Genomic DNA, 19,476 nt, shown 5'->3' with positions numbered 1-19,476 from the left:
AACGAAAGGACGACGACAATGAAGGCAATCGAACAGCAGAAGCCGGGCGGCATCGACAATCTCAAGATGGTCGAACGACCAATGCCGGAGCCCGGCCGTCAGGAGATGATCGTCCGCGTCAAGGCGACGGCGCTCAACTATCGCGATGTCGAGATCGCGCGCGGCAGCTATCACACGACATTCCCCTTGCCGCTGGTGCCGCTTTCCGACGGCGTCGGCGAGGTCGTCGGGCTTGGCCCCGAGGTCAGCCGCTTCAAGGTTGGCGACCGGGTCTGCGGCACGTTCTGGCAGCGATGGGTCGGCGGCAGCTTCGCCATGGCCGAACCTTCCTACCAGCGCGGCGGCCCGATCGACGGTTTGCTGAGCGAATTCGCCCGGCTGGACGAACAGGCGGCTGTCATCGCGCCGGCGCATCTCAGCGACGTAGAGGCGGCGACATTGCCTTGCGCCGCCGTCACCGCTTGGCATGCCTTGTTTACGGAAGGCAACCTCAAGCCGGGCGAGACCGTGCTCAGCCTCGGCACGGGCGGCGTATCGCTGTTTGCCATGCAGTTCGCGAAGGCGGCCGGCGCGCGGGTCGTCGTTACGTCGAGTAGCGATGAGAAACTTGTCCGGGCCAAAGAGCTCGGCGCGCATCACGGCATCAACTACCGCGACAATCCGGACTGGTGGTCGGCCGTGCTGGCGCTGACCGATGGCCGTGGCGCGGACCACATCATCGAAGTCGGTGGTCCCCAAAGTTTCGCGCAGTCGCTCAAGGCGTCGGCGCGCGGCGCCCAGATCAACGTCATCGGCTATCTCGGCGGCAGCGAAGGGGTGATCAATCCGCTCGACATCTTCCGACGCCAGGTGAAAGCACGCGGCATACCGGTCGGCTCGCGCGAGTCCTTCGAAGCGATGAACCGGGCGCTCGCCGTCAATCGGCTGCGGCCGGTGATCGACCGGGTCTTCCCATGGGCAGAGGCAGCGCAGGCCTTTCGCCATCTCGAACACGGCTCTCCCTTCGGCAAGGTTGTGCTGGATCATACACAGTGACGTTGCGTGTCAGGGCAGGCGGTTGGCCTTCTGCAAGGCTTGCTTTGTCTGGTCGTCGGTCAGCCCTTGCAGGAAATCGTCCATCTCCGGATCGATAAGGCCGGCGCGGCGGGCGACCACATACCAGGCCCCAGCCAGGATCAGGTCGGGGTCGGTGCCGATGCCGCCCATATAGAGCTTTGCCAACCGGTTCTGGGCAGCGACATTGCCGCCTTCAGCTGCCTGCTTCATCCAGTTGAAGCCGGATTTCAGGTCGCGAACACCGCCCCGGCCCTCGATCATCCAGGCGGCAAGATCGATCTGAGCGGTGTCGTAGTTCTGCCTGGCAGCCTGTGCCAGCAAGCTGCGGGCCTTTCCATCGTCGCGGGTCTTGCCGCCGACGCCATTGGCATAGACCTGCGCCATCGCATACTGGGCGTCGGCAAGCCCTGTCGCCGCGGCACGCTCATAATAAGGCACAGCCCTGGCGATGCCGGCATCGCCCGGATCCTGCTGCACGAGCAATTGCGCGAAGTTGAACTGCGCCAGCCGGTTGCCGGCCTCGGCGGCGGCCTGCATCAGCGCAAAAGCTCCCTTCTCGTCCTTCTTGACGTAGCGGCCGTCGAGCAGCATCAGCGCATACTGGAACTGCGATTCAGGAATCCCCTGCTCGGCGGCCTGCGCATACCATTTGGCGGCTTCCGCTGGGTTGAGCGGCACGCCCAACCCGCGCGACAGGATCTCGGCCACCAGCGTTTGCGCCGCCGGGTCGCCATTCTGAGCCCGCACCAACGCTAGATTGTAGGCTGTCTTGTAAAGGCCGCGCTGGAAAGCGCCATAGGCGGGGTCCGCCGGCTTGGCGCCGAAACGTTCGGGGTTGATCGCGTCGGCCGACGGCAGCGGCGCGGTTGTCGCGGGCTGCGGCAGCGGCGTGTCGATCGGCTTGTCGATATGGACGCCGGAATCGGTGGCGCCGGCTTTTGGGGCACCCGCATCGGGGGCGACCGCATCCGGCACGCTGAGGGCGGGCGCGCTGGTGTCCGGCCTCGGCTGCGGCAGCGGAACGGTTTCCGCCGCGATCGCTGCCCCGCTCATCAAGGCCGCAACGAGAACCGCGAGAGGAAGTCCAGGTCGGCGCACGTCAGCCCTCGAAGCGCGGCGCGGTTTGGTCGAGCAGCGCATTGGCGGCGGCAATCGCCGCCTTCGGATCGGCGCCTTCGGCAAAGACGGCGCTGGACAGCGCCACGAACTCGGCGCCAGTGGCGGCCACCGCTTCTACCGAAGCGATGGCGGAACCGGCCATGACAATGCAAGGGATCTCAATCACGTCCGCCCACCATTGCCCGAGCGACAGGTTGCGCGGATGCGGTTCCGGCTTGTTGTCGTAGCCGAAGCGGCCGAAGAAGATGTAGTCGGGCCTGGTTTCGCCGAGTTCCAGCGCGTCGTCGCGCGTCTTGGCGCCACCGGCGCCGACCATCATCTTGCCCTGGAAGTGTTCGATGGTCTCGGCGAGCGCGTTCTTGGAAACCTCGACATGAATGCCGTCGGCCTGGACACGGCCGGCAATGCGGGTATCGCCGGCGATGATGACGGCGATGCCGGCCGCTTGCGCGGCCGGTACGATCTGTTCTGCGAAGGCCTGGAAGGCAGCCTCGTCCATGCCGTTTTCAGGCAGGATCAGGGAAGCGATATCACCGCCGTCGAAGGCAGCCGCAATGCGCTGCGCCGGAGCGTCCTTGGGCGCGATCAGCACGATGCGGCAGCGGTTGGGGGGTGTTGCGTCGTTCATTGGCTTTCGATCCCGGGTTTCGCCTATGCCGGGCGAAGATGGTTGCATTGCGGCATAGAACAAAGCGCCCGCCTTGAACAGGCGGGCGGGGAACGATGCGCTGGCTTTGGTTTACGATCGCCGGCGAGCAGACGCTCTGCGGCTCATTTGACGGCTTGCGGGCTTTCGGCCGGCGATTTGGCCCTCCACAAAGTCCAGCCGAGATTCATGCCGGCGGCGGCGATCAGGATGGCGGCTGCGCCAACGAGCTGGGCCGGATGCAGCCGGTGGCCGAAGGCCATCACATCGACCAGGATCGCAACGACAGGATAGATGAAGGACAGCGACCCCTGCAGATGCGTCGGCAGTTTCTGGATGGCGGCGTACATCAATATGTACACCAGGCCGGTGTGAACGACGCCAAGCATGGCCAGCATGGCCCAGCTCCAGGCATCGGCGGGCAAATGCGAGAGGTTGGCGAAGGGCGCCAGCATGACGACGCCGACGCAGACCTGGATCAGCGCGATCAGATGCGGCGGGGTGCCCTTGAGCTTCTTGGCGACGATTGCCGCGACAGCCCAGAAGAAGGCCGCTCCGAGCGCCATGACGATGCCGATGACATAATCTGTGCCGGTTATGCCGGAACCGACACCCGCATCGGGCCCTGTCTGCACGATCAGCAGCATGCCGGCGAAGGCGATGCCGAGCCAGGTCAGCTTGGCCAGGGTCAGCCGCTCGCCGAAGAACAGCGCACCGAAGCCGACCAGCATGAAGGGCTGCGTGTTGTAGACCGCCGTGGCAATCGAGATCGAGGCGCGGGAGAAGGCGCTGAACAGCAACAGCCAGTTGATGACGATAGCCGCGCCGCCAAGAGCGGCGATGGCAACAATGCGCAGCGTCAGCCTGCCGCGCAGCAGCCCGAGTGCCGCGCAGGTGATCAGCAGCGCCACCGCGCCGAAGGCGCAGCGCCAGAACACCACGTCCATAACGGGCTGGCCCGACATGACGACAAACCAGCCGATCGTGCCGACGATTGTCATCGCCGCCGTCATCTCGATCGTGCCGCGTACCGTGTTGTCCATGACAATACCTCTATCTGTTGAGGCCATAATCTCATGCCGTCTTGAGGGTTTATATACCCTATGAAAGGTGATAGGGGGGCAGGACCTTATTTAATAAGGCGCGCGCTGCCCTTTGCGAGGAGATGAAAATGCTGGACGAGTTGGACAGAAAGCTTCTCGACATCCTGATCCTGGATTCGCGGACTTCGTTGAAGGATCTGGCGCAGCAGGTCGGGCTGTCATCGCCGAGCGTCTCGGAACGGCTGCGGCGGCTCGAGGAACGCGGCGTCATCCGCGCCTTCACCATCGAGATCGACCCGGAGGCGCTGGGGTTTCCGTTGCAGGCGATCGTGCGGGTGCGGCCACTGCCGGGCAAGCTGCATATTGTCCAGAAGCTGATCGAGGAGATCCCGGAATTCGGCGAATGCGACAAGGTCACCGGCGACGACTGTTTCGTGGCCCGGCTCTACGTACGCTCCATCGGCGAGCTCGACAAGCTTCTCGACCGCATCGCCGACAAGGCGGAGACCAGCACCGCCATCATCAAGGCGCAGCCGATCCGGCGCCGTCCGCCGCCACTGAATTAAGCTCCAGCTTGTAGCCGATGTGGCTGGCCTTGAAGCCGAGCCGGTCATAGAAGCGATGCGCGTCCTGGCGGCTCTTGTTGGTGGTCAGCTGGACAATCTTGCAGCCGCGTTCGCGGCACTGTTCGACCGCCCATTCCAGCAAACGCTGCCCCAGCCTTTCGCCGCGCCGGTCCGCGGCGACGCGCACAGCCTCGATCTGGCCGCGCAAGGCGCCCTGCAGCGACAGCCCGGCGAGATAGCTGATCTGCAACGTGCCGATGACGCGGCCGCTATCCGTCATCACGGCAAGAAACTGGTTGGGGTCGGCGTCGATGGCGGCAAAGGCGTCGCGATAGGCCTTGGCGAGTGGCTCGGTCGCATCCTCGCGGCTGCGGCCAAGCGGATCGTCGGCGAGCATGGCTACGATGGCAGGCAGGTCGGCCGCTTCGGCGCGGCGGATGTGGGGTTCGCTCATTGTCAAAAACCTGGGGTCAAAAACCTGGGGTCAAAAACCTGGGGTCAAAACCTGGGGTCAAAACCTGGGGCCAAAACCTGGGGTCAAAACCTGATGCATCGGACGGCGCCCTTATGCATCGGCGGCGATCTTGCCGTAAATCCGGAACCGTCGCTTTACGCACAGTTGATCGACACGGCCGACATTTTCCCGGTCGCGGCGCAAGGGTTTCTGGGCTATTGCAGGGCAACCGTCTTCCCTCCAGCATTTCCAGTTCATGTCAGGTCTGCTCGCCGATCCGTGGTTTTATGCCGCCGCCATTCCGGCGGTGATACTTGTCGGGCTGTCGAAAGGCGGCTTCGGCGGCGCTGTCGGCTTCGTTGGCGTGCCTTTGATGGCGCTGGCCATGCCGCCGGTGCAGGCGGCGGCCATCCTGCTGCCGATCCTGTGCCTGATGGACATCGTTTCGGTGTGGACGTGGTGGGGCGTCTACGACAGAAAGATGCTGGTCGACATGATGCCGGGCGCGGTGATCGGCATTGGGCTCGGCTGGCTGACGGCAGCGCTCGTAACCGAAGAGATGGTGCGGCTGATCGTCGGCGCTGTCGCGCTGATCTTCGTGCTGCGCTGGCTCTATCTCCAGTTCCGCCACGGTTCCGACCATGCGGCGGCGCCCAACCGCATCGCCGCCGCCTTCTGGGGCACCGTCGCCGGCTTCACCAGCTTCGTCGCCCATGTCGGCGGGCCCCCCTTCCAGGTCTATGCGCTGCCGATCCGGCTCGATCCGAAGGTGCTGTCGGGGACATCGGCGATCTTCTTTGCCGCCACCAACGCGCTGAAGCTGATCCCCTACTTCGCGCTTGGCCAGTTCGACACCGCCAACCTGACGGCGTCGGCCGTGCTGATGCCGCTGGCGCCGCTGGCCACCATCGCCGGCGCCTGGCTGGTGCGGCGCATGCGGCCGGAGATTTTTTATCCCTTCACCTACGCGACCGTGGCCGTGGTCGCGGTCAAGCTGCTTTGGGACGGGATCGCCGGCCTGCTCTAAATCCCGCTCAGGCGGCTGCCGGTTTGGTTCGCGGGGCGCTCGCAAAGGTCAGCGATGCACCACCAACGACCACGACCGCCATGGCGCCGAGAGTGGCGATGTCGTGCGCGGTCGGCTTCAGCACCATGTCGGCGACGACGACGATCATGATGACGAAATCGAACTTGACGATCCGTATCATGCGGCGCCCAAACGATATGGCAGCCGGGGTCATGCCGTCCGCGGCAAGCATTGTGGCAAGCTTTTCGAACGAAGGCTTCAGCACGAGGATACCGGTCAGAAACGCGGCGGCGTAGCCGCAAAGGCCGATGACGACCCAAAGGTCGGAGAAGCCGGTCCATAGCGAAGTCAGCACCAGACCAGAAGCGAGGGTCGCGATAGACGCCGGCACGAACAGACGCAAGCCGAGTTTGTCCGTCGTTCTCAGCATGACCATCAGCGTCTCGTCGTCGCCGTCGCGATCGGCGAGTATCGAAACCAGCAGCATGGCGAAACCGCCGCCGAGCCAGAGGATCGCTGCCATGACATGCAGGAATTTGAAGAGAGAATACCAGTCCATTGCCGCTCCTTGTGCATCGTTCCGGGGGTAAACGCTGCTTTCGCGCGTCTGCTTCCGAAGGAGGGCGGATCATCTCCGTACATGTATCCAGAAGATGCCGCGTGGGTGCCGGCTTGTTGCGGTGGCGCCGTCGCCGGATTTTACCGCCAGCCCGCACAATACCCGGCATTTGCCGGATAGACGCCGTGTCGGCATTGGCTGGTTTCGCGGCATGATCCTGAAACCTGCGGGGACTAAGCCGCTCGCGACCGACGCTCCATTTTGGCCGCGCGCGGTCGGACCAAGTCTGCAACAACCAACGAGGGTATCCCATGCAAGGCGTAGCACGAAATTTCTTCACCCTGGCCGTCATCTATTCCCTGTGCGGCATGGCGCTCGGCCTGCATATGGCGATCTCCAATGACCATGGGCAGATGCCGACCCACGCGCACACCATGGTGGCGGGCTGGCTGATGTCGGCGGTGTTTGCTTTCTTCTACCACCTGTTTCCAGCGGTCGGGCAAAGGACGATTGCGGTCGTGCATTTCTGGCTGACAGCAATCTGCGGAATCGCACTGATGATCGGGCTTTACTTTGAACTTGCCGGCCATCCGGAGATCGAGCCGGTGCTGGCTTCCTCCTCGATGGGCTTTTATGCGGCAATGCTGCTGTTCGCCTTCATTTCCTTGCCGGCTGTATGGAAGAAGGCATGAACAAGCTGACGATCAGGCTTCGGGGGCCGTTGTGCTGATACGGCACAGAAGGGCAGCGGTCGAACAAGAAATATCCGCGCGTTAAGGGTTCATTAAGCTTTACAGGTGTTTACTATGTCCATCCAGTGATCTGGATTCTTACCGAGTGGTTGGAGCCACTTCGTTTGACGCCTCCCTGTTAAACTCCTGAGAGCCGCCTTATCCGCGGCTCTTTTTTTGTCTGCTTTTGGTCCGCTTGGCGCCCCTGCGCAGGCGTTAACCGTTTGTTAAACATGTGCTTGCCTTCGCCGGCGGCGAAGCGCATTTTCAAGCTTCAGTCATCTAGGGTGGCGGCGTGACGGCGAGAAGCCGAATCAGCCGACGGGGCAGTGCAGGGGCGTAGCGATGAACGAGCCTTCGAAGGGCAGCGCGAAAACCATCAAGCTGGCGGAACGCCGGGTTTTCTCCCAATCCTTCAAACCGCTCTACCAGGAAGGCATGGGCCTGGTCGAACAGGCAGCCGAGTATCTTGACGGCAAGGGCCGTGCCGAGGCCAAGAAGCTGTCCAGGCTGGCGGCGACGCTCTATGCGGCCGAATCGATGCGGCTGACCACAAGGTTGATGCAAGTCGCCTCCTGGCTGCTTTTGCAGCGGGCGGCAAATTCCGGCGAGATGACCCGCGACCAGGTCGCTTCGGAAAAATCCAAGGTGCGTCTCGACACCGCCTCGGCGCATGACGAAGCGGTCGGCTGGGGCGAACTGCCGAAGGATTTCCTCGACCTCGTCACCCGCTCGCTGCGCCTGCAGGCGCTGGTGCGCCGCATGGACGAAGAGATCTATGGCGGCGCGTTTGCCGAGACGCCTGCCGCCGCCCGCCGCGTCAATCCGGTTTCCGACCAGATCACGCTGCTGAACACGGCTTTCGCTCGAGGTTAAACGCTTCCCGTTTCCGGTTTGTTCACATTTCGCTGACATCGCTGTGCGCCGGAGGTAGACTTCGCGCATGAGGGAAGCGATTCGCATTATCGGTATCGATCCGGGGCTGAGGCGCACCGGATGGGGCATCGTCGAGAGCCTCGGCAACTCGCTTCGCTTTATCAGCTCCGGCACCGTACGCTCCGACGACAAGGCGGCACTGGCGACACGGCTCTGCCAATTGCATGACGGGCTGGCCGAGATCCTGCATGCGGCCATGCCGCAGGAGGCGGCCGTCGAGCAAACCTTCGTCAACAAGGATGCGGTGGCGACACTGAAGCTCGGCCAGGCGCGCGGCATAGCCATGCTGGTGCCGGCGCGTGCCGGCCTTGTCGTCGCCGAATATGCCCCCAATGCCGTCAAAAAGGCGGTGATCGGCGTTGGCCATGGCGACAAGAAGCAAATCCACATGATGGTAAAGGTGCTGTTGCCGAAAGCCGTTTTCGACACCGAACATGCCGCCGACGCGCTAGCTATCGCCATCTGCCACGCGCATCACCGGCAAAGCGTCGCCTACAGGATGGCGCTGGCATGAGGGATCACGCATGATCGGCAAATTGAAAGGCACGCTGGACGAGATCGACGAGGATTTCTGCCTCGTCGATGTGCACGGCGTCGGCTATGTCGCCTATTGCTCGGCGCGCACGCTGGCCGCGCTGCCTTCGCACGGCGAGGCGGTGGTGCTGTTCATCGAGACCTATGTGCGCGAGGACATGATCCGGCTCTACGGTTTCCAATCGGTGCTTGAGCGCGAATGGTTCCGGCTGTTGATGAGCAATGTGCAAGGCGTCGGCGCCAAGGTGGCGCTGGCCATCCTGTCGACGCTGGCGCCGGCCGACCTCGCCAATGCGATCGCGCTGCGCGACATCGCCATGGTCAGCCGCGCGCCCGGCGTCGGCAAGAAGGTGGCCGAGCGCATCGTCACCGAATTGAAGAACAAGGCGCCGGCCTATGCCGGAACCGCCTCCGGCGCCATCGGCCTGAAGCAGGAGCTCGGCGAAGGCGTGGCACCGGCACCGATTACCGACGCCGTCTCGGCGCTGGTCAATCTCGGCTATTCGCGCGACACCGCAGCCAATGCGGTCGCGGCGGCGCTGAAGACGGCCGGCGAGGACGCCGATGCCCCGAAGCTCATTCGTTTCGGGCTGAAGGAACTGGCGCGGTGAGTGATTGCTTGTCCGGTCCTTTGCCCTGTGCGAGGAAGGCCGCATGAGCCTTTCACCCCGCCTCATTGCCCCGGAAAAGCGCGGCGAGGATGCTGAGCAGACCTTGAGGCCGCAGACGCTCGCCGATTTCGTCGGCCAGGCCGCGGTGCGGGCCAATCTCAAGGTCTTCATCGAGGCCGCCAAGGGCCGCAGCGAGGCGCTTGACCATGTGCTGTTCGTCGGGCCGCCGGGGCTTGGCAAGACAACGCTGGCGCAGATCATGGCGCGCGAGCTCGGCGTCAATTTCCGCTCGACCTCCGGTCCGGTGATCGCCAAGGCCGGCGATCTCGCCGCACTTCTCACCAATCTCGAAGACCGCGATGTGCTGTTCATCGACGAGATCCACCGGCTCAATCCGGCAGTCGAGGAGATCCTTTACCCGGCGATGGAGGATTTCCAGCTCGACCTGATCATCGGCGAAGGTCCGGCGGCACGCTCGGTCAAGATCGATCTTGCTCGCTTCACGCTCGTTGCCGCCACCACCAGGCTCGGCCTTTTGACCAACCCGCTGCGTGATCGCTTCGGCATTCCGGTGCGGCTCAATTTCTATTCTGTCGAGGAACTGGAGCAGATCGTGCGGCGCGGCGCCCGCATCCTGCAAATGCCGCTTGGCGACGATGGCGCGCTGGAGATCGCACGTCGCGCCCGCGGCACGCCGCGCATCGCCGGCCGGCTGCTGCGCCGGGTGCGCGACTTCGCCTCCGTTGCCGGCGACGGTCACGTCGACAAGCAGGTTGCCGACGAAGCCCTGACGCGGCTGGAGGTCGACGCGCTCGGCCTCGACGCGCTCGACCGCCGCTATCTCTCGATGATCGCGCGCAATTTCGGTGGTGGGCCGGTCGGCATCGAAACCATCGCCGCCGGCCTGTCCGAGCCGCGCGACGCCATCGAGGACATTATCGAGCCCTATCTGATCCAGCAGGGTTTCATCCAACGCACGCCACGCGGCCGCGTGCTGACCGCCAATGCCTGGCGCCATCTCGGCCTCGACGCACCGAAGGATCTGGCGCAGCAGCAGATCAACCTGTTCCAGGAAGAGTAACGGAGATTTGTCCTCCGGAACGGGCTGTCTGCGCAGAATTTCCTCAAGCCTGCCAGCGTGAAGGCGCATTCCTGGATGCTATCGGGCGTCGTAGTGTCGGCGCGAACTGCTCCGATCAAGCGTCGGAGCCAGAAAAGTGATCACCAGACGCGGGTTCCTGAAATTCGTCGGGGGTTCGTTCCTCTCGCTGGCGTCGCTCAGTGCCTATGCGGTCGGCATCGAGCCGATGCTGTTGACCCATGTGAAGCGCTACCGGCTGACGCCGCCGCATTGGCCGGCGGGCTTGAAGCTGCGCGTTGTAGCACTTGCCGATATTCACGCCTGCCGCCCCTGGATGACGCCTGAGCGGATCGCTTCGCTCGTCGAGGGTGCGAACGTGCTGCAGCCCGATCTGATCGTACTGCTCGGCGACTATATCTCAGGCATGTCCCTGGTGACGAACCGGGTGGAGGCCCATGAATGGGCCCCGGCCTTGTCAGGACTGAAGGCGCCGCTTGGTGTCCTGTCGATCCTCGGCAATCACGACTGGTGGCACGATCCTTTCGCGCAGCAGGCCGGAGCGGGGCCGACTGTGGCGCGCAAGGCATTGCAGGAAGCCGGCATCTCGGTTCTGGAGAACGACGCTGTGCGTCTGGAAAAGAATGGATACGGCTTCTGGATCGCCGGACTCGCCGACCAGCTGGCCCTGTTACCGAACAAGGCCGCAGGCCGCGACAAATTTGAAGGCCTCGACGATCTCGACGGCACGCTGGCCAAGATCACCGACCAGGCACCGATCATCCTGCTTGCGCATGAGCCTGACATATTCCCGAAAGTGCCGTGGCGGGTTTCGCTGACGCTGTCGGGCCACACACATGGCGGGCAGGTCAGGCTGTTCGGCTATTCACCGGTGGTGCCGTCCCGCTTCGGCAACCGCTTTGCCTATGGCCATGTCGTCGAGAATGACCGCAATTTGATCGTGTCAGGCGGGCTCGGCTTCAGCATCGCGCCGGTGCGCTTTGGCATGCGGCCGGAGATCCTACAGATCGACCTCGGTTAGAGCATGCCGGTATTCAGGTGATGCCGGCCTGCAAATGAGGTGTTCCTGCGCTTCCGGTAGTCACGGACCAAAGTCCGCTCCGTTCCGGTTCTCGGACCCCCCATTTCCGACTCGGCCTGATCTGGATCTCGACATGCCCTAGGGCTAATGGAGCGAGCGGATTGCATCCATCACGGCGGGTTCGGCCTTTTCGCCGTTGAAGGCATCGACGATGCCGAAGGCGCCGCCAAAACTCCACACCGACCATGAGAAGCCATGCGCCTCGGCGCGCGCGATCATGTCCTTGACATAGGCGGCGCGGTATTTGGGCGGCATCACATAGGGGTTGCCATACTCCTGTCGGATCATGCCGAACTCGCCCAGCGTGATGTTTTCCGGCTTGATGGCGTTGGCCTTCGCCCAGGCCTCGACCTTTTCGAACGGCGCATCCATGACGCCGAGCAGCTTTTCGTCCTTGTCCATGCTGGCGGCTTGTTCATCGAGATAGGCGAGCAGGCCGTTCCGTCTGGTCCATGGCGCCTCGGCTTTTATCTTGGCGCGGATCGCATCCAGCGTCGCATCGAGCTCGGCGCGCGGCACCGCGGTCAGCGGATAGGGCAGCCCGGTAACATAAAGAATGAAATCGCCGGCCCAGGTCGCGCCCTGATGCGTCAGCAGGAACGGGTCGTAGGAGTGGAAGGTCCAGATGAGGTTGTCGTCGGGGATCGACTTTGGGTCGATCTTGACCAGCGAAGCGGCATTGGAATAACAGGCGCCGGTCAGGATCAGCGTCAGCCTGGTGGCCGAGGCGCGCGCGGCCGCGAACAGCTTTTGCTGACGCTCCGGCCACAGGCTGGTGCCATCGCTGTCGCAGTCGACGATAGGCTCGTTCATCGGCTCGAAAGCGACCTGCGCCGGGTCCTCAGTGGCAAGCGTGCGCGCCATTTTGCGGACGACCTCGACATAGGCGTCGAAGGTTGCGGGATCGTCCATCACCTGGCCCATGCCGATCTCGCGGCCGCCGCCGGCCGGGATCAGGTGCATGTCGACGATCACTTTCAGACCGGCCCGGTTGATCATGCGCGCCGAGTCCCGCACGCTGGCATAAAGGTCGTCACGCAGCGCCAGTGTCTGATCCGACATAAACGGCGAGGGATCGACCGGCATGCGCAGAAAGTCGAAACCGGCGGCCTTCAGCGCCTTGAGGTCATCCTCGTTCAGGAACTTGCGCCATTCCGGATAGGGCAGGATGGCTTGTCGGTCGTTCCATTTGTCTTCCCCGACCCAGGTCGTCCACTGGTCGAGGTTGAGGCCGCGCTTCATCGAAAAGCTCGCGGCCTGACCGGGAAGCGCAGACGACGCGAGCACCAGCAGCGCTGCCATCACGGTCTTGATCATCGCCGTCAACAGTGCCATCCGGTTTGCTGCGCTGGTGATTTTGGCAAGACAGGTGCCCCGCCGGGGGCAAAAAGGAAAGCGCGATGGACGATCATGGTGAATCGGCGGCGCTTGCTGCCGGGCTTTCCGGAGCCTTGACGGAATTCGGCCATCGGCTGATGGCGCGGGTCTACTATGCCGACACCGACTTCTCCGGCGTCGTCTACCACGCGCGCTATCTCGAATTCTTCGAGCGCGGCCGCTCGGACTATCTCAGGCTGGCNGACGTGTGCTCTTCCGATCTTCTCCGGCGTCGTCTACCACGCGCGCTATCTCGAATTCTTCGAGCGCGGCCGCTCGGACTATCTCAGGCTGGCGGGCGTCCACCACACAGAACTTCACGAAGGCAAGCACGGCGAACGGATCGTCTGGGTGGTGCGGCGGATGGAGATAGATTTCCGCTCGCCTGCCCGCATGGACGACATCCTGACCATCGACACATCAACGCAGGATATTTCCGGCGCCCGCATCGTCATGGCGCAGCAATTGAAACGCGGGACAGAGGTTCTGGTCGAAGCAAAGGTCGAGGCGGCGATCATCGGCGAGAACGGCCGGCCGAAGCGCTTTCCGAAAGAATGGATCGCGGCCTTTCTACCAGGAGCAAGCTGATATCCAGGCCTGCCGGCCGGCAACGAGCGGCCAATCGGCAGCGCATTCGATTGTGGATGGATGGCCCGCGTCGTGCCTTGGCGCGGCAATGCGCCGCGCCATATTTCCTAACCCATCCTTAACCATAACGGTTCATGAAGAGATCGGTGAAGATTGGAAGAATCCGCGCGCCTTCCTTTCACCAATATTTGCCCTGAAAAGGCCGCCAACGGTGCATTTGGGGTTAATCCGGAAGCCAAGCGCGAACGGACCACAAGGGATGCCCATGGGCCAGCCGCCAGCGATGCCCGGAAAATCTTAAGGACTGAAGCATGGAAACTACCGCACTCGCCGATCCGGCAGCGCAATTGTCGATTTGGGCGCTGTTCACACAGGCCAGTTGGGTGGTCAAGCTGGTCATGATCGGTCTGCTCTGCGCCTCGGTCTGGACCTGGGCGATCATCGTCGACAAGCTGGTCAGCTATGCCCGCATGCGTCTGTCGCTCAATCGCTTCGAACAGGTGTTCTGGTCGGGGCAGTCGCTGGAAGAGCTCTATCGCACGCTTGCCGACCGCAAGACCACGGGCATGGGTGCGATCTTCGTTGCGGCCATGCGCGAATGGAAGAAGAGCTTCGAGAAGGGGGCCAAATCGCCGCTCGGCCTGCAGACCCGCATCGACAAGGCGATGGACCTGGCGTTGACGCGCGAGATGGAGAAGCTGGAGGGCCGTCTCGGCTTTCTCGCCACCACTGGTTCGGCCGCACCCTTCATCGGCCTGTTCGGCACCGTCATCGGCATCATGACCTCGTTCCAGGCGATTGCCGGTTCGAAGAACACCAGTCTCGCGGTTGTTGCACCCGGCATTGCCGAAGCGCTGCTGGCGACGGCCATCGGTCTTCTCGCCGCCATACCGGCGGTTATCGCCTACAACAAGCTGTCATCCGACGCGAACAAGATCGCGGTGCGGATGGAAGGGTTCTCGGATGAGTTCTCCGCCATACTCTCGCGCCAAATCGATGAAAAAGTAGCGCCTAAGGGCTGAGGTAAGAAGATGGGTATGTCGGTTGGCATGGCAGGACGCGGCGGGCGCGGACACAGGCGGCGCGGCCGCCACCATGCATTGATGTCGGAAATCAACGTCACGCCGATGGTCGACGTGATGCTGGTGCTCTTGATCATCTTCATGGTCGCCGCACCTATGTTGACGGTCGGAGTGCCGGTCGACCTGCCGGAGACGAAGGCCAAGGCTATGAACGCCGATACCCAGCCGATCACCGTTTCGATCGACGCGGCCGGCAAGATTTTCCTGCAGGAGACCGAAATCCCAAGGGAAGAGCTGGTCGCCAAACTGCAGGCGATTTCCAAGACCGGCTACGAAGAGCGCATCTTCATCCGCGGCGACAAGGCGACCAACTATGGCGCCGCGATGGAGGTCATGGCCCTCATCCAGGCCGCCGGCTACAAGAATATCGGCCTGATTTCACTGCAGCAACAGGATCAGTAGACGCACGATGAAGACCGGCCTCACCACATCGGTGATACTGCATACGGTGGCACTGGCTTTCGGCCTGTTCACCCTGTCGGCGCCGGCCGCGCTGCCGTCCACGGATGTGGAGTCGATAGCGGTCGACATCGTTCCCATGGAAGCCATTGCGCAGACGCTGCAGGGCGACAAGAAGGCGGTGATGCACGATAAGCCGGCGCCGATGCCGACCAAGCGTCCCGACATCGTGCCAGATGCGCAGAAAATCGGCGAGAACAGCGTTGATACCGACAAGCCGGTGACGGACGAGCCCAAGCCGAAGCCGGTGGAGAAAACAGCGGCCCTTGCCCCGGCTCCGACGCCGACCGAAAAGCCGAAGACCGAGGACACGCCGAAGCCAAAGGAAGCGCCGAAGCCGACACCTGCGACGGAGGTGGCGCCGGAGCCGCAGCCGAAGGAAGAGGTCAAGCCCGAGCCGGTGAAGCAGGTTGAACCGAAGCCGACCCCGGTGAAGGAGCCTGCACCAACACCGCAGCCGGACACGACCGCCGCCATAGAGCCGAAGCCACGCGTGAAGCCCGACGCGGTCGCCGAAGCCATATCGGATCAGCAGCCTCTGGAAGAAGCGCAGCTTCCGACTTCCGCTCCTGCTCCCGAAGCACGGCCGAAGCCGCAGCCGGCGCAGGCCGAAAGCGCCAAGGCACCGGACCGCAAGGACGCTGACAAGCCAGTCAAGGAAGCCTCGTCGAAGCCGAAGTCGGATGACAAGCAGTTCAATGAGGCTGACATCAAGGCTTTGCTCGACAAGCAGAAGCCATCCGGCGGCGGCGCCAAGCGCTCGACCCAGCAGGCATCGCTAGGCGGCGACAAGGATCAAGGCCAGAAGCTGTCGAAGTCCGAGCAAGGGGCATTGGAAGAACAGCTCGCTGGCTGCTGGACCCTCCCGGTTGGGCTTGAGGGTTCTGAGGATTTCACCGTGGTGATCCGTTTCAGCCTGGATGCCTCCGGCAAGCTGGAGGGCCGTCCGACCGTCGAGAAGTCCAGCGGCAACCCCCAATTCGACAGCAGCGCGGTTCGCGCTGTGCAGAAATGCGATGTCGCCGGCCTGCAGGTGCCCGCCGGAAAGCATGACATTTGGTCCGACGTTCGCGTCAACTTCGATCCCAGAGCGATGCTTGGCCTGTAGCCTGAGCACCCAGAAATCAGCAAGAGAAGCGAGAAGACATGAAATCCATCCTCAAGCCGCTCCTGATGGTCGCCGCGATGGCGATGGGCATGAACGCCGTCGTCACCTTGCCTGCTCGAGCAACCCTCGAGCTCAACGTCAACAAAGGCAATGTCGAACCGATGCCGATCGCCATCCCAGATTTCCAGGGAGGGCTCGGCGCGCAGATTTCCGAGATCGTCACCGCCGACCTGAAGCGCTCCGGTCTCTTCGCACCGATAGACAAGAACGCCTTCATCGAGAAGATCGCCAATCCGGATGCGCAGCCCCGTTTCGACGACTGGAAGGTGATCAATGCGCAGGCGCTGGTCACCGGCAGCGTGAGCAAGGAGGCGGACGGCCGAATCCGCGCCCAGTACCGACTATGGGATATTTTTGGCAACCAGCAGATAGCCGGGGAGCAGTTTTTCGCCAACGACGCAAATCAACGCCGTGTCGCCCACATCATCGCCGATGCGATCTATGAGAAGCTCACCGGCGAGAAGGGCTATTTCGACACACGCGTCGTCTTCATCGACGAATCCGGCGCCAAGAATGCGCGCAAGAAGCGGCTCGCCATCATGGACCAGGACGGCGCCAATGTGCGCTATCTCTCCGATGGCCGCTCGATCGTGCTGACGCCGCGTTTCTCGCCGAATCGGCAGGAAATCACTTACATGTCGTATGAAAGCGGCCAGCCGCGGGTCTATCTGCTGCAGATCGAGACCGGACAGCGCGAACTGGTCGGCAACTTTCCCGGCATGACCTTTGCGCCGCGCTTCTCGCCCGACGGCCAGAAGGTGATCATGAGCCTGCTGCGCGATGACGGCAATTCCAACATCTTCGCCATGGATCTGCGAAGCCGCTCGACCACCCGGCTGACCAACTCGACCGCCATCGACACCTCGCCCTCTTATTCGCCCGACGGCAGCAAGGTGGTATTCACTTCCGATCGTGGCGGCCGTGCGCAGATTTATGTGATGGGCGCCGACGGCTCGGGCCAGACCCGCATTTCGTTCGGCGACGGCGTCTATTCGACGCCGGTGTGGTCGCCGCGGGGCGACCTCGTCGCCTTCACCAAGCAGACCGGCGGCGAATTCCAGATCGGCGTCATGAAGACCGACGGTTCGGGCGAGCGCATCCTCTCCTCGGGCTTCCAGCAGGAGGGACCGACCTGGGCGCCCAACGGCCGCGTGCTGATGTTCTTCCGCGACTCCGCCGGCGGCCCAAAACTGGTTTCCGTCGATCTCACCGGCCGCAACGAACAGTCGATCCCGACCGCGAATTTCGCGTCGGATCCCGCCTGGTCGCCGCTGCTGGAGTAGGTTCGGCCGAATTGCCACACCTGCTAAAAAGGGGCCCGTTTGGCCCCTTTTCCATTCATTAGTCGCGTTTCGGCCGCATTTCCGCCTAGGGTCCGCGCCAACTGTGACCGTGGATTTGAAGGTCGTGGACGGACGATCGAAACCAAACATTAACCGTATTTCTTGAATGCCGGTTAACCCAAACGTGGTTACTGGGTGATCAACGAAATCACTCGAAATACGATCACTCGAATACGAAGGAGAGGCGGCATGGGCCGTATCGCAGCACTTACCAGAAACCCGGCGATGATCGCCCTGATCGCGATGCTCGCCATCACCGGTTGCGCCTCGAAGAAAACCCCGAACAACGCTGCCGATCTCGGCCTCAATGGCGCGGGTGCCGCAACGCCGGGCTCGGCGCAGGACTTCACCGTCAACATTGGCGACCGCATCTTCTTCGACACGGACTCGACCGCGATCCGCGCCGATGCGCAGACGACGCTGTCGCGCCAGGCGCAGTGGCTCAACCAGTACAAGCAGTACGCCATCGTCGTCGAAGGCCATGCCGACGAACGCGGCACGCGTGAATACAATCTGGCTCTCGGCGCCCGCCGCGCCGCCGCCACCCGCGACTTCCTGGTCGCCAGGGGCGTTTCGGCGAGCCGCCTGAAGACCATTTCCTACGGCAAGGAACGTCCGGTCGCGGTCTGCGACGACATCTCCTGCTGGTCGCAGAATCGCCGCGCCGTCACCACGCTCTCCGGCGCCGGCTCCTGATGAGTAAGACGGCGGCCTTAGTCGCATAATTGCAACACTTCCATGCGAAAGGCGGCCTTGTGGCCGCCTTTTTCAGTTTCGGTCCCGGAAACAAACCCGGAAACAAAATTTGGCCGAAGTCTCGCCTCCTGCTAAGAGCCGAGGGCGTCGTGCCGGTCCCACTGTGATCGGAAGGCGCGAACAGGCTCACGATATTCACGGCGAGAGGCACATGCATTTCAGATCGGTCTTGAGCGGCACGCTTGCGCTGCTGCTCGTATCAGGCTTCGCGGCTTCTGCGAGCGGCACCGGACAACCCGCGGATAGCGGCTTTTCCTTCCATCTGCCGACGCTCGGCATTTTCGGCAAGAAGGAGAAGCCGGAGCAGCAACAGATCGCGCAGCAGCAGGACGGCACCGCCGCCGCGGGGCTGGAAGATCAGCTCCGGCAGATGAACGGCAAGCTCGAGGAACTCAACTTCCAGATCCTGCAGATGCAGGAGCAGATGCGCAAGCAGCAGGAAGACAACGAGTTCCGCTTCCAGCAGTTGGAAGGCGGCTCCAGCGGGCAGCCGCCGGCCCAGAAGAAATCGGAGGCCGCGCCGCAGGACGGTGGCGCGGGCACCGGCGTCGCCGAGGCCCCGGCAGACCAGGCGCCGGCCGGTGCCGGCGCGCAGTCGGATGGCGGCCAGAGCGTCGGCGAGGTCATCGTCGAATCGCAGACCGGCGATCCCGGCAAGGTGATCAACGGCACGCCGCCCAAGACCTTCGGCACCATTACCGTCGACAAGAACGGCAATGTAATCGACGCCGGCGGCAACACGCAGGCAGCGGCGCCGGCGGAAGGTGCGGCTCCCGCCGCCGAGGCGCCGGCTGCCGGGGCTAAGACCGGCAAGTCGGACGGCACGGTGGTGGCGGCGCTGCCTGCCACCAACAACCCGGAAGAGATCTACCGCAACTCCTACCAGTTCATCCTGTCGGGCGACTACAGCACCGCCGAGCAGGGTTTTCGCGACCACATCGCCCGCTTCCCGAAGGACGCCAAGGCGGCGGACGCGCATTACTGGCTTGGCGAATCGCTGCTTGGCCAGCAGAAGTATCATGACGCTGCCGAGGTTTTCCTCTCCGCCAGCAAGGACTATCCGAAGGCCAAGAAGGCGCCTGACATGCTCCTGAAGCTTGGCGTGTCGCTGGTCGGCCTCAAGCAGAAGGATGTCGCCTGCGCCACCTTCGGCGAGATCGGCAAGCGCTATCCCGATATTTCGGCCGCGCTCAAGGAACGCGTCAAGCAGGAGAGGGCGCTGGCGGCGTGCTAGTCTTTGC

At 63.2% G+C, this 19,476-nt stretch carries 21 protein-coding genes and 1 pseudogene; 16 read left to right on the top strand and 6 right to left on the bottom strand.

What is annotated here, in order from left to right:
* Window positions 1-18: 18 nt before the first annotated feature.
* Window positions 19-1,035, top strand: a complete 1,017-nt coding sequence (locus X756_RS161350) for an NAD(P)-dependent alcohol dehydrogenase (protein ID WP_023728629.1) — start codon at window positions 19-21, stop codon at window positions 1,033-1,035.
* A 9-nt stretch (window positions 1,036-1,044) separates the two neighbouring features.
* On the opposite strand, the gene X756_RS161355 is transcribed toward X756_RS161350, so the two are convergent.
* The 3 genes from X756_RS161355 to X756_RS161365 all read right to left on the bottom strand — a co-directional run bounded on the left by X756_RS161355 (window position 1,045) and on the right by X756_RS161365 (window position 3,864).
* A complete protein-coding gene (locus X756_RS161355) occupies window positions 1,045-2,109 on the bottom strand; it encodes a tetratricopeptide repeat protein (protein ID WP_023698442.1) in 1,065 nt (354 codons plus the stop codon).
* 46 nt (window positions 2,110-2,155) lie between these two features.
* Entirely contained in the window at window positions 2,156-2,803 is a 648-nt protein-coding gene (locus tag X756_RS161360) for a thiamine phosphate synthase (RefSeq protein ID WP_023728627.1), read from the bottom strand.
* 143 nt (window positions 2,804-2,946) lie between these two features.
* Window positions 2,947-3,864, bottom strand: a complete 918-nt coding sequence (locus tag X756_RS161365) for a DMT family transporter (protein WP_023728626.1) — start codon at window positions 3,862-3,864, stop codon at window positions 2,947-2,949.
* A 128-nt stretch (window positions 3,865-3,992) separates the two neighbouring features.
* Here X756_RS161365 and X756_RS0133525 point away from each other — a divergent pair, with 128 nt between their 5' ends.
* Entirely contained in the window at window positions 3,993-4,430 is a 438-nt protein-coding gene (locus tag X756_RS0133525) for an Lrp/AsnC family transcriptional regulator (protein WP_023704892.1), read from the top strand.
* On the opposite strand, the gene X756_RS161370 is transcribed toward X756_RS0133525, so the two are convergent.
* Complete coding sequence (locus X756_RS161370) at window positions 4,387-4,884, bottom strand: GNAT family N-acetyltransferase (RefSeq protein ID WP_023728625.1); 498 nt, start codon at window positions 4,882-4,884, stop codon at window positions 4,387-4,389. The genes X756_RS0133525 and X756_RS161370 overlap by 44 nt on opposite strands.
* Window positions 4,885-5,140: 256 nt before the next feature.
* Here X756_RS161370 and X756_RS161375 point away from each other — a divergent pair, with 256 nt between their 5' ends.
* Entirely contained in the window at window positions 5,141-5,911 is a 771-nt protein-coding gene (locus X756_RS161375) for a sulfite exporter TauE/SafE family protein (protein ID WP_023668765.1), read from the top strand.
* 7 nt (window positions 5,912-5,918) lie between these two features.
* On the opposite strand, the gene X756_RS161380 is transcribed toward X756_RS161375, so the two are convergent.
* Window positions 5,919-6,470: a DUF2269 family protein gene (locus tag X756_RS161380; protein WP_023711980.1), complete on the bottom strand. Its 552-nt coding sequence runs from the start codon at window positions 6,468-6,470 to the stop codon at window positions 5,919-5,921.
* Between the two features lie 311 nt (window positions 6,471-6,781).
* Here X756_RS161380 and X756_RS161385 point away from each other — a divergent pair, with 311 nt between their 5' ends.
* The 6 genes from X756_RS161385 (at window position 6,782) to X756_RS161410 (ending at window position 11,402) form a co-directional block, all read left to right on the top strand.
* Window positions 6,782-7,162 carry a hypothetical protein gene (locus X756_RS161385; RefSeq protein ID WP_023728623.1) on the top strand — a complete coding sequence of 127 codons (381 nt, stop codon included), beginning with the start codon at window positions 6,782-6,784 and terminating at the stop codon, window positions 7,160-7,162.
* Window positions 7,163-7,546: 384 nt separating this feature from the next.
* Window positions 7,547-8,077 carry a DUF1465 family protein gene (locus X756_RS161390; RefSeq protein WP_023728622.1) on the top strand — a complete coding sequence of 177 codons (531 nt, stop codon included), beginning with the start codon at window positions 7,547-7,549 and terminating at the stop codon, window positions 8,075-8,077.
* Between the two features lie 67 nt (window positions 8,078-8,144).
* Window positions 8,145-8,651 (top strand): crossover junction endodeoxyribonuclease RuvC, encoded by a 507-nt coding sequence (gene ruvC, locus X756_RS161395; RefSeq protein WP_023668769.1) that lies wholly within the window; start codon window positions 8,145-8,147, stop codon window positions 8,649-8,651.
* 10 nt (window positions 8,652-8,661) lie between these two features.
* Entirely contained in the window at window positions 8,662-9,282 is a 621-nt protein-coding gene (ruvA, locus tag X756_RS161400) for a Holliday junction branch migration protein RuvA (RefSeq protein ID WP_023728621.1), read from the top strand.
* Window positions 9,283-9,325: 43 nt separating this feature from the next.
* Window positions 9,326-10,363: a Holliday junction branch migration DNA helicase RuvB gene (gene ruvB, locus X756_RS161405; RefSeq protein ID WP_023688958.1), complete on the top strand. Its 1,038-nt coding sequence runs from the start codon at window positions 9,326-9,328 to the stop codon at window positions 10,361-10,363.
* A 136-nt stretch (window positions 10,364-10,499) separates the two neighbouring features.
* Window positions 10,500-11,402 carry a metallophosphoesterase gene (locus X756_RS161410; protein ID WP_023728620.1) on the top strand — a complete coding sequence of 301 codons (903 nt, stop codon included), beginning with the start codon at window positions 10,500-10,502 and terminating at the stop codon, window positions 11,400-11,402.
* Between the two features lie 144 nt (window positions 11,403-11,546).
* On the opposite strand, the gene X756_RS161415 is transcribed toward X756_RS161410, so the two are convergent.
* A complete protein-coding gene (locus tag X756_RS161415) occupies window positions 11,547-12,797 on the bottom strand; it encodes a cellulase family glycosylhydrolase (protein ID WP_023728619.1) in 1,251 nt (416 codons plus the stop codon).
* Between the two features lie 65 nt (window positions 12,798-12,862).
* Between X756_RS161415 and X756_RS01000000165150 the strand changes: the two are divergent.
* The 7 genes and pseudogenes from X756_RS01000000165150 (at window position 12,863) to ybgF (ending at window position 19,469) form a co-directional block, all read left to right on the top strand.
* Window positions 12,863-13,427, top strand: a pseudogene (locus X756_RS01000000165150) (YbgC/FadM family acyl-CoA thioesterase).
* A 311-nt stretch (window positions 13,428-13,738) separates the two neighbouring features.
* Window positions 13,739-14,449 carry a protein TolQ gene (gene tolQ / locus X756_RS161420; protein WP_023673844.1) on the top strand — a complete coding sequence of 237 codons (711 nt, stop codon included), beginning with the start codon at window positions 13,739-13,741 and terminating at the stop codon, window positions 14,447-14,449.
* Between the two features lie 9 nt (window positions 14,450-14,458).
* On the top strand, window positions 14,459-14,911 hold the full coding sequence (tolR, locus tag X756_RS161425) for a protein TolR (RefSeq protein WP_023673843.1): 453 nt from the start codon (window positions 14,459-14,461) through the stop codon (window positions 14,909-14,911).
* 7 nt (window positions 14,912-14,918) lie between these two features.
* Window positions 14,919-16,076 (top strand): energy transducer TonB, encoded by a 1,158-nt coding sequence (locus X756_RS161430; RefSeq protein ID WP_023728618.1) that lies wholly within the window; start codon window positions 14,919-14,921, stop codon window positions 16,074-16,076.
* A gap of 38 nt (window positions 16,077-16,114) precedes the next feature.
* Window positions 16,115-17,419: a Tol-Pal system beta propeller repeat protein TolB gene (gene tolB, locus X756_RS161435; RefSeq protein WP_023673841.1), complete on the top strand. Its 1,305-nt coding sequence runs from the start codon at window positions 16,115-16,117 to the stop codon at window positions 17,417-17,419.
* 249 nt (window positions 17,420-17,668) lie between these two features.
* On the top strand, window positions 17,669-18,175 hold the full coding sequence (gene pal / locus X756_RS161440) for a peptidoglycan-associated lipoprotein Pal (RefSeq protein ID WP_023684182.1): 507 nt from the start codon (window positions 17,669-17,671) through the stop codon (window positions 18,173-18,175).
* Window positions 18,176-18,386: 211 nt separating this feature from the next.
* The gene (gene ybgF / locus X756_RS161445) at window positions 18,387-19,469 is read left to right on the top strand and encodes a tol-pal system protein YbgF (protein ID WP_023726183.1); all 1,083 of its coding nucleotides are present in this window, start codon (window positions 18,387-18,389) and stop codon (window positions 19,467-19,469) included.
* Window positions 19,470-19,476 lie beyond the last annotated feature (7 nt).

Source organism: Mesorhizobium sp. LNJC405B00 (assembly GCF_000502615.1).
GTDB lineage: Bacteria > Pseudomonadota > Alphaproteobacteria > Rhizobiales > Rhizobiaceae > Mesorhizobium.
Note: the sequence above shows the minus strand (reverse complement) of the source record. Positions and strands in the feature narration are given on the sequence as shown.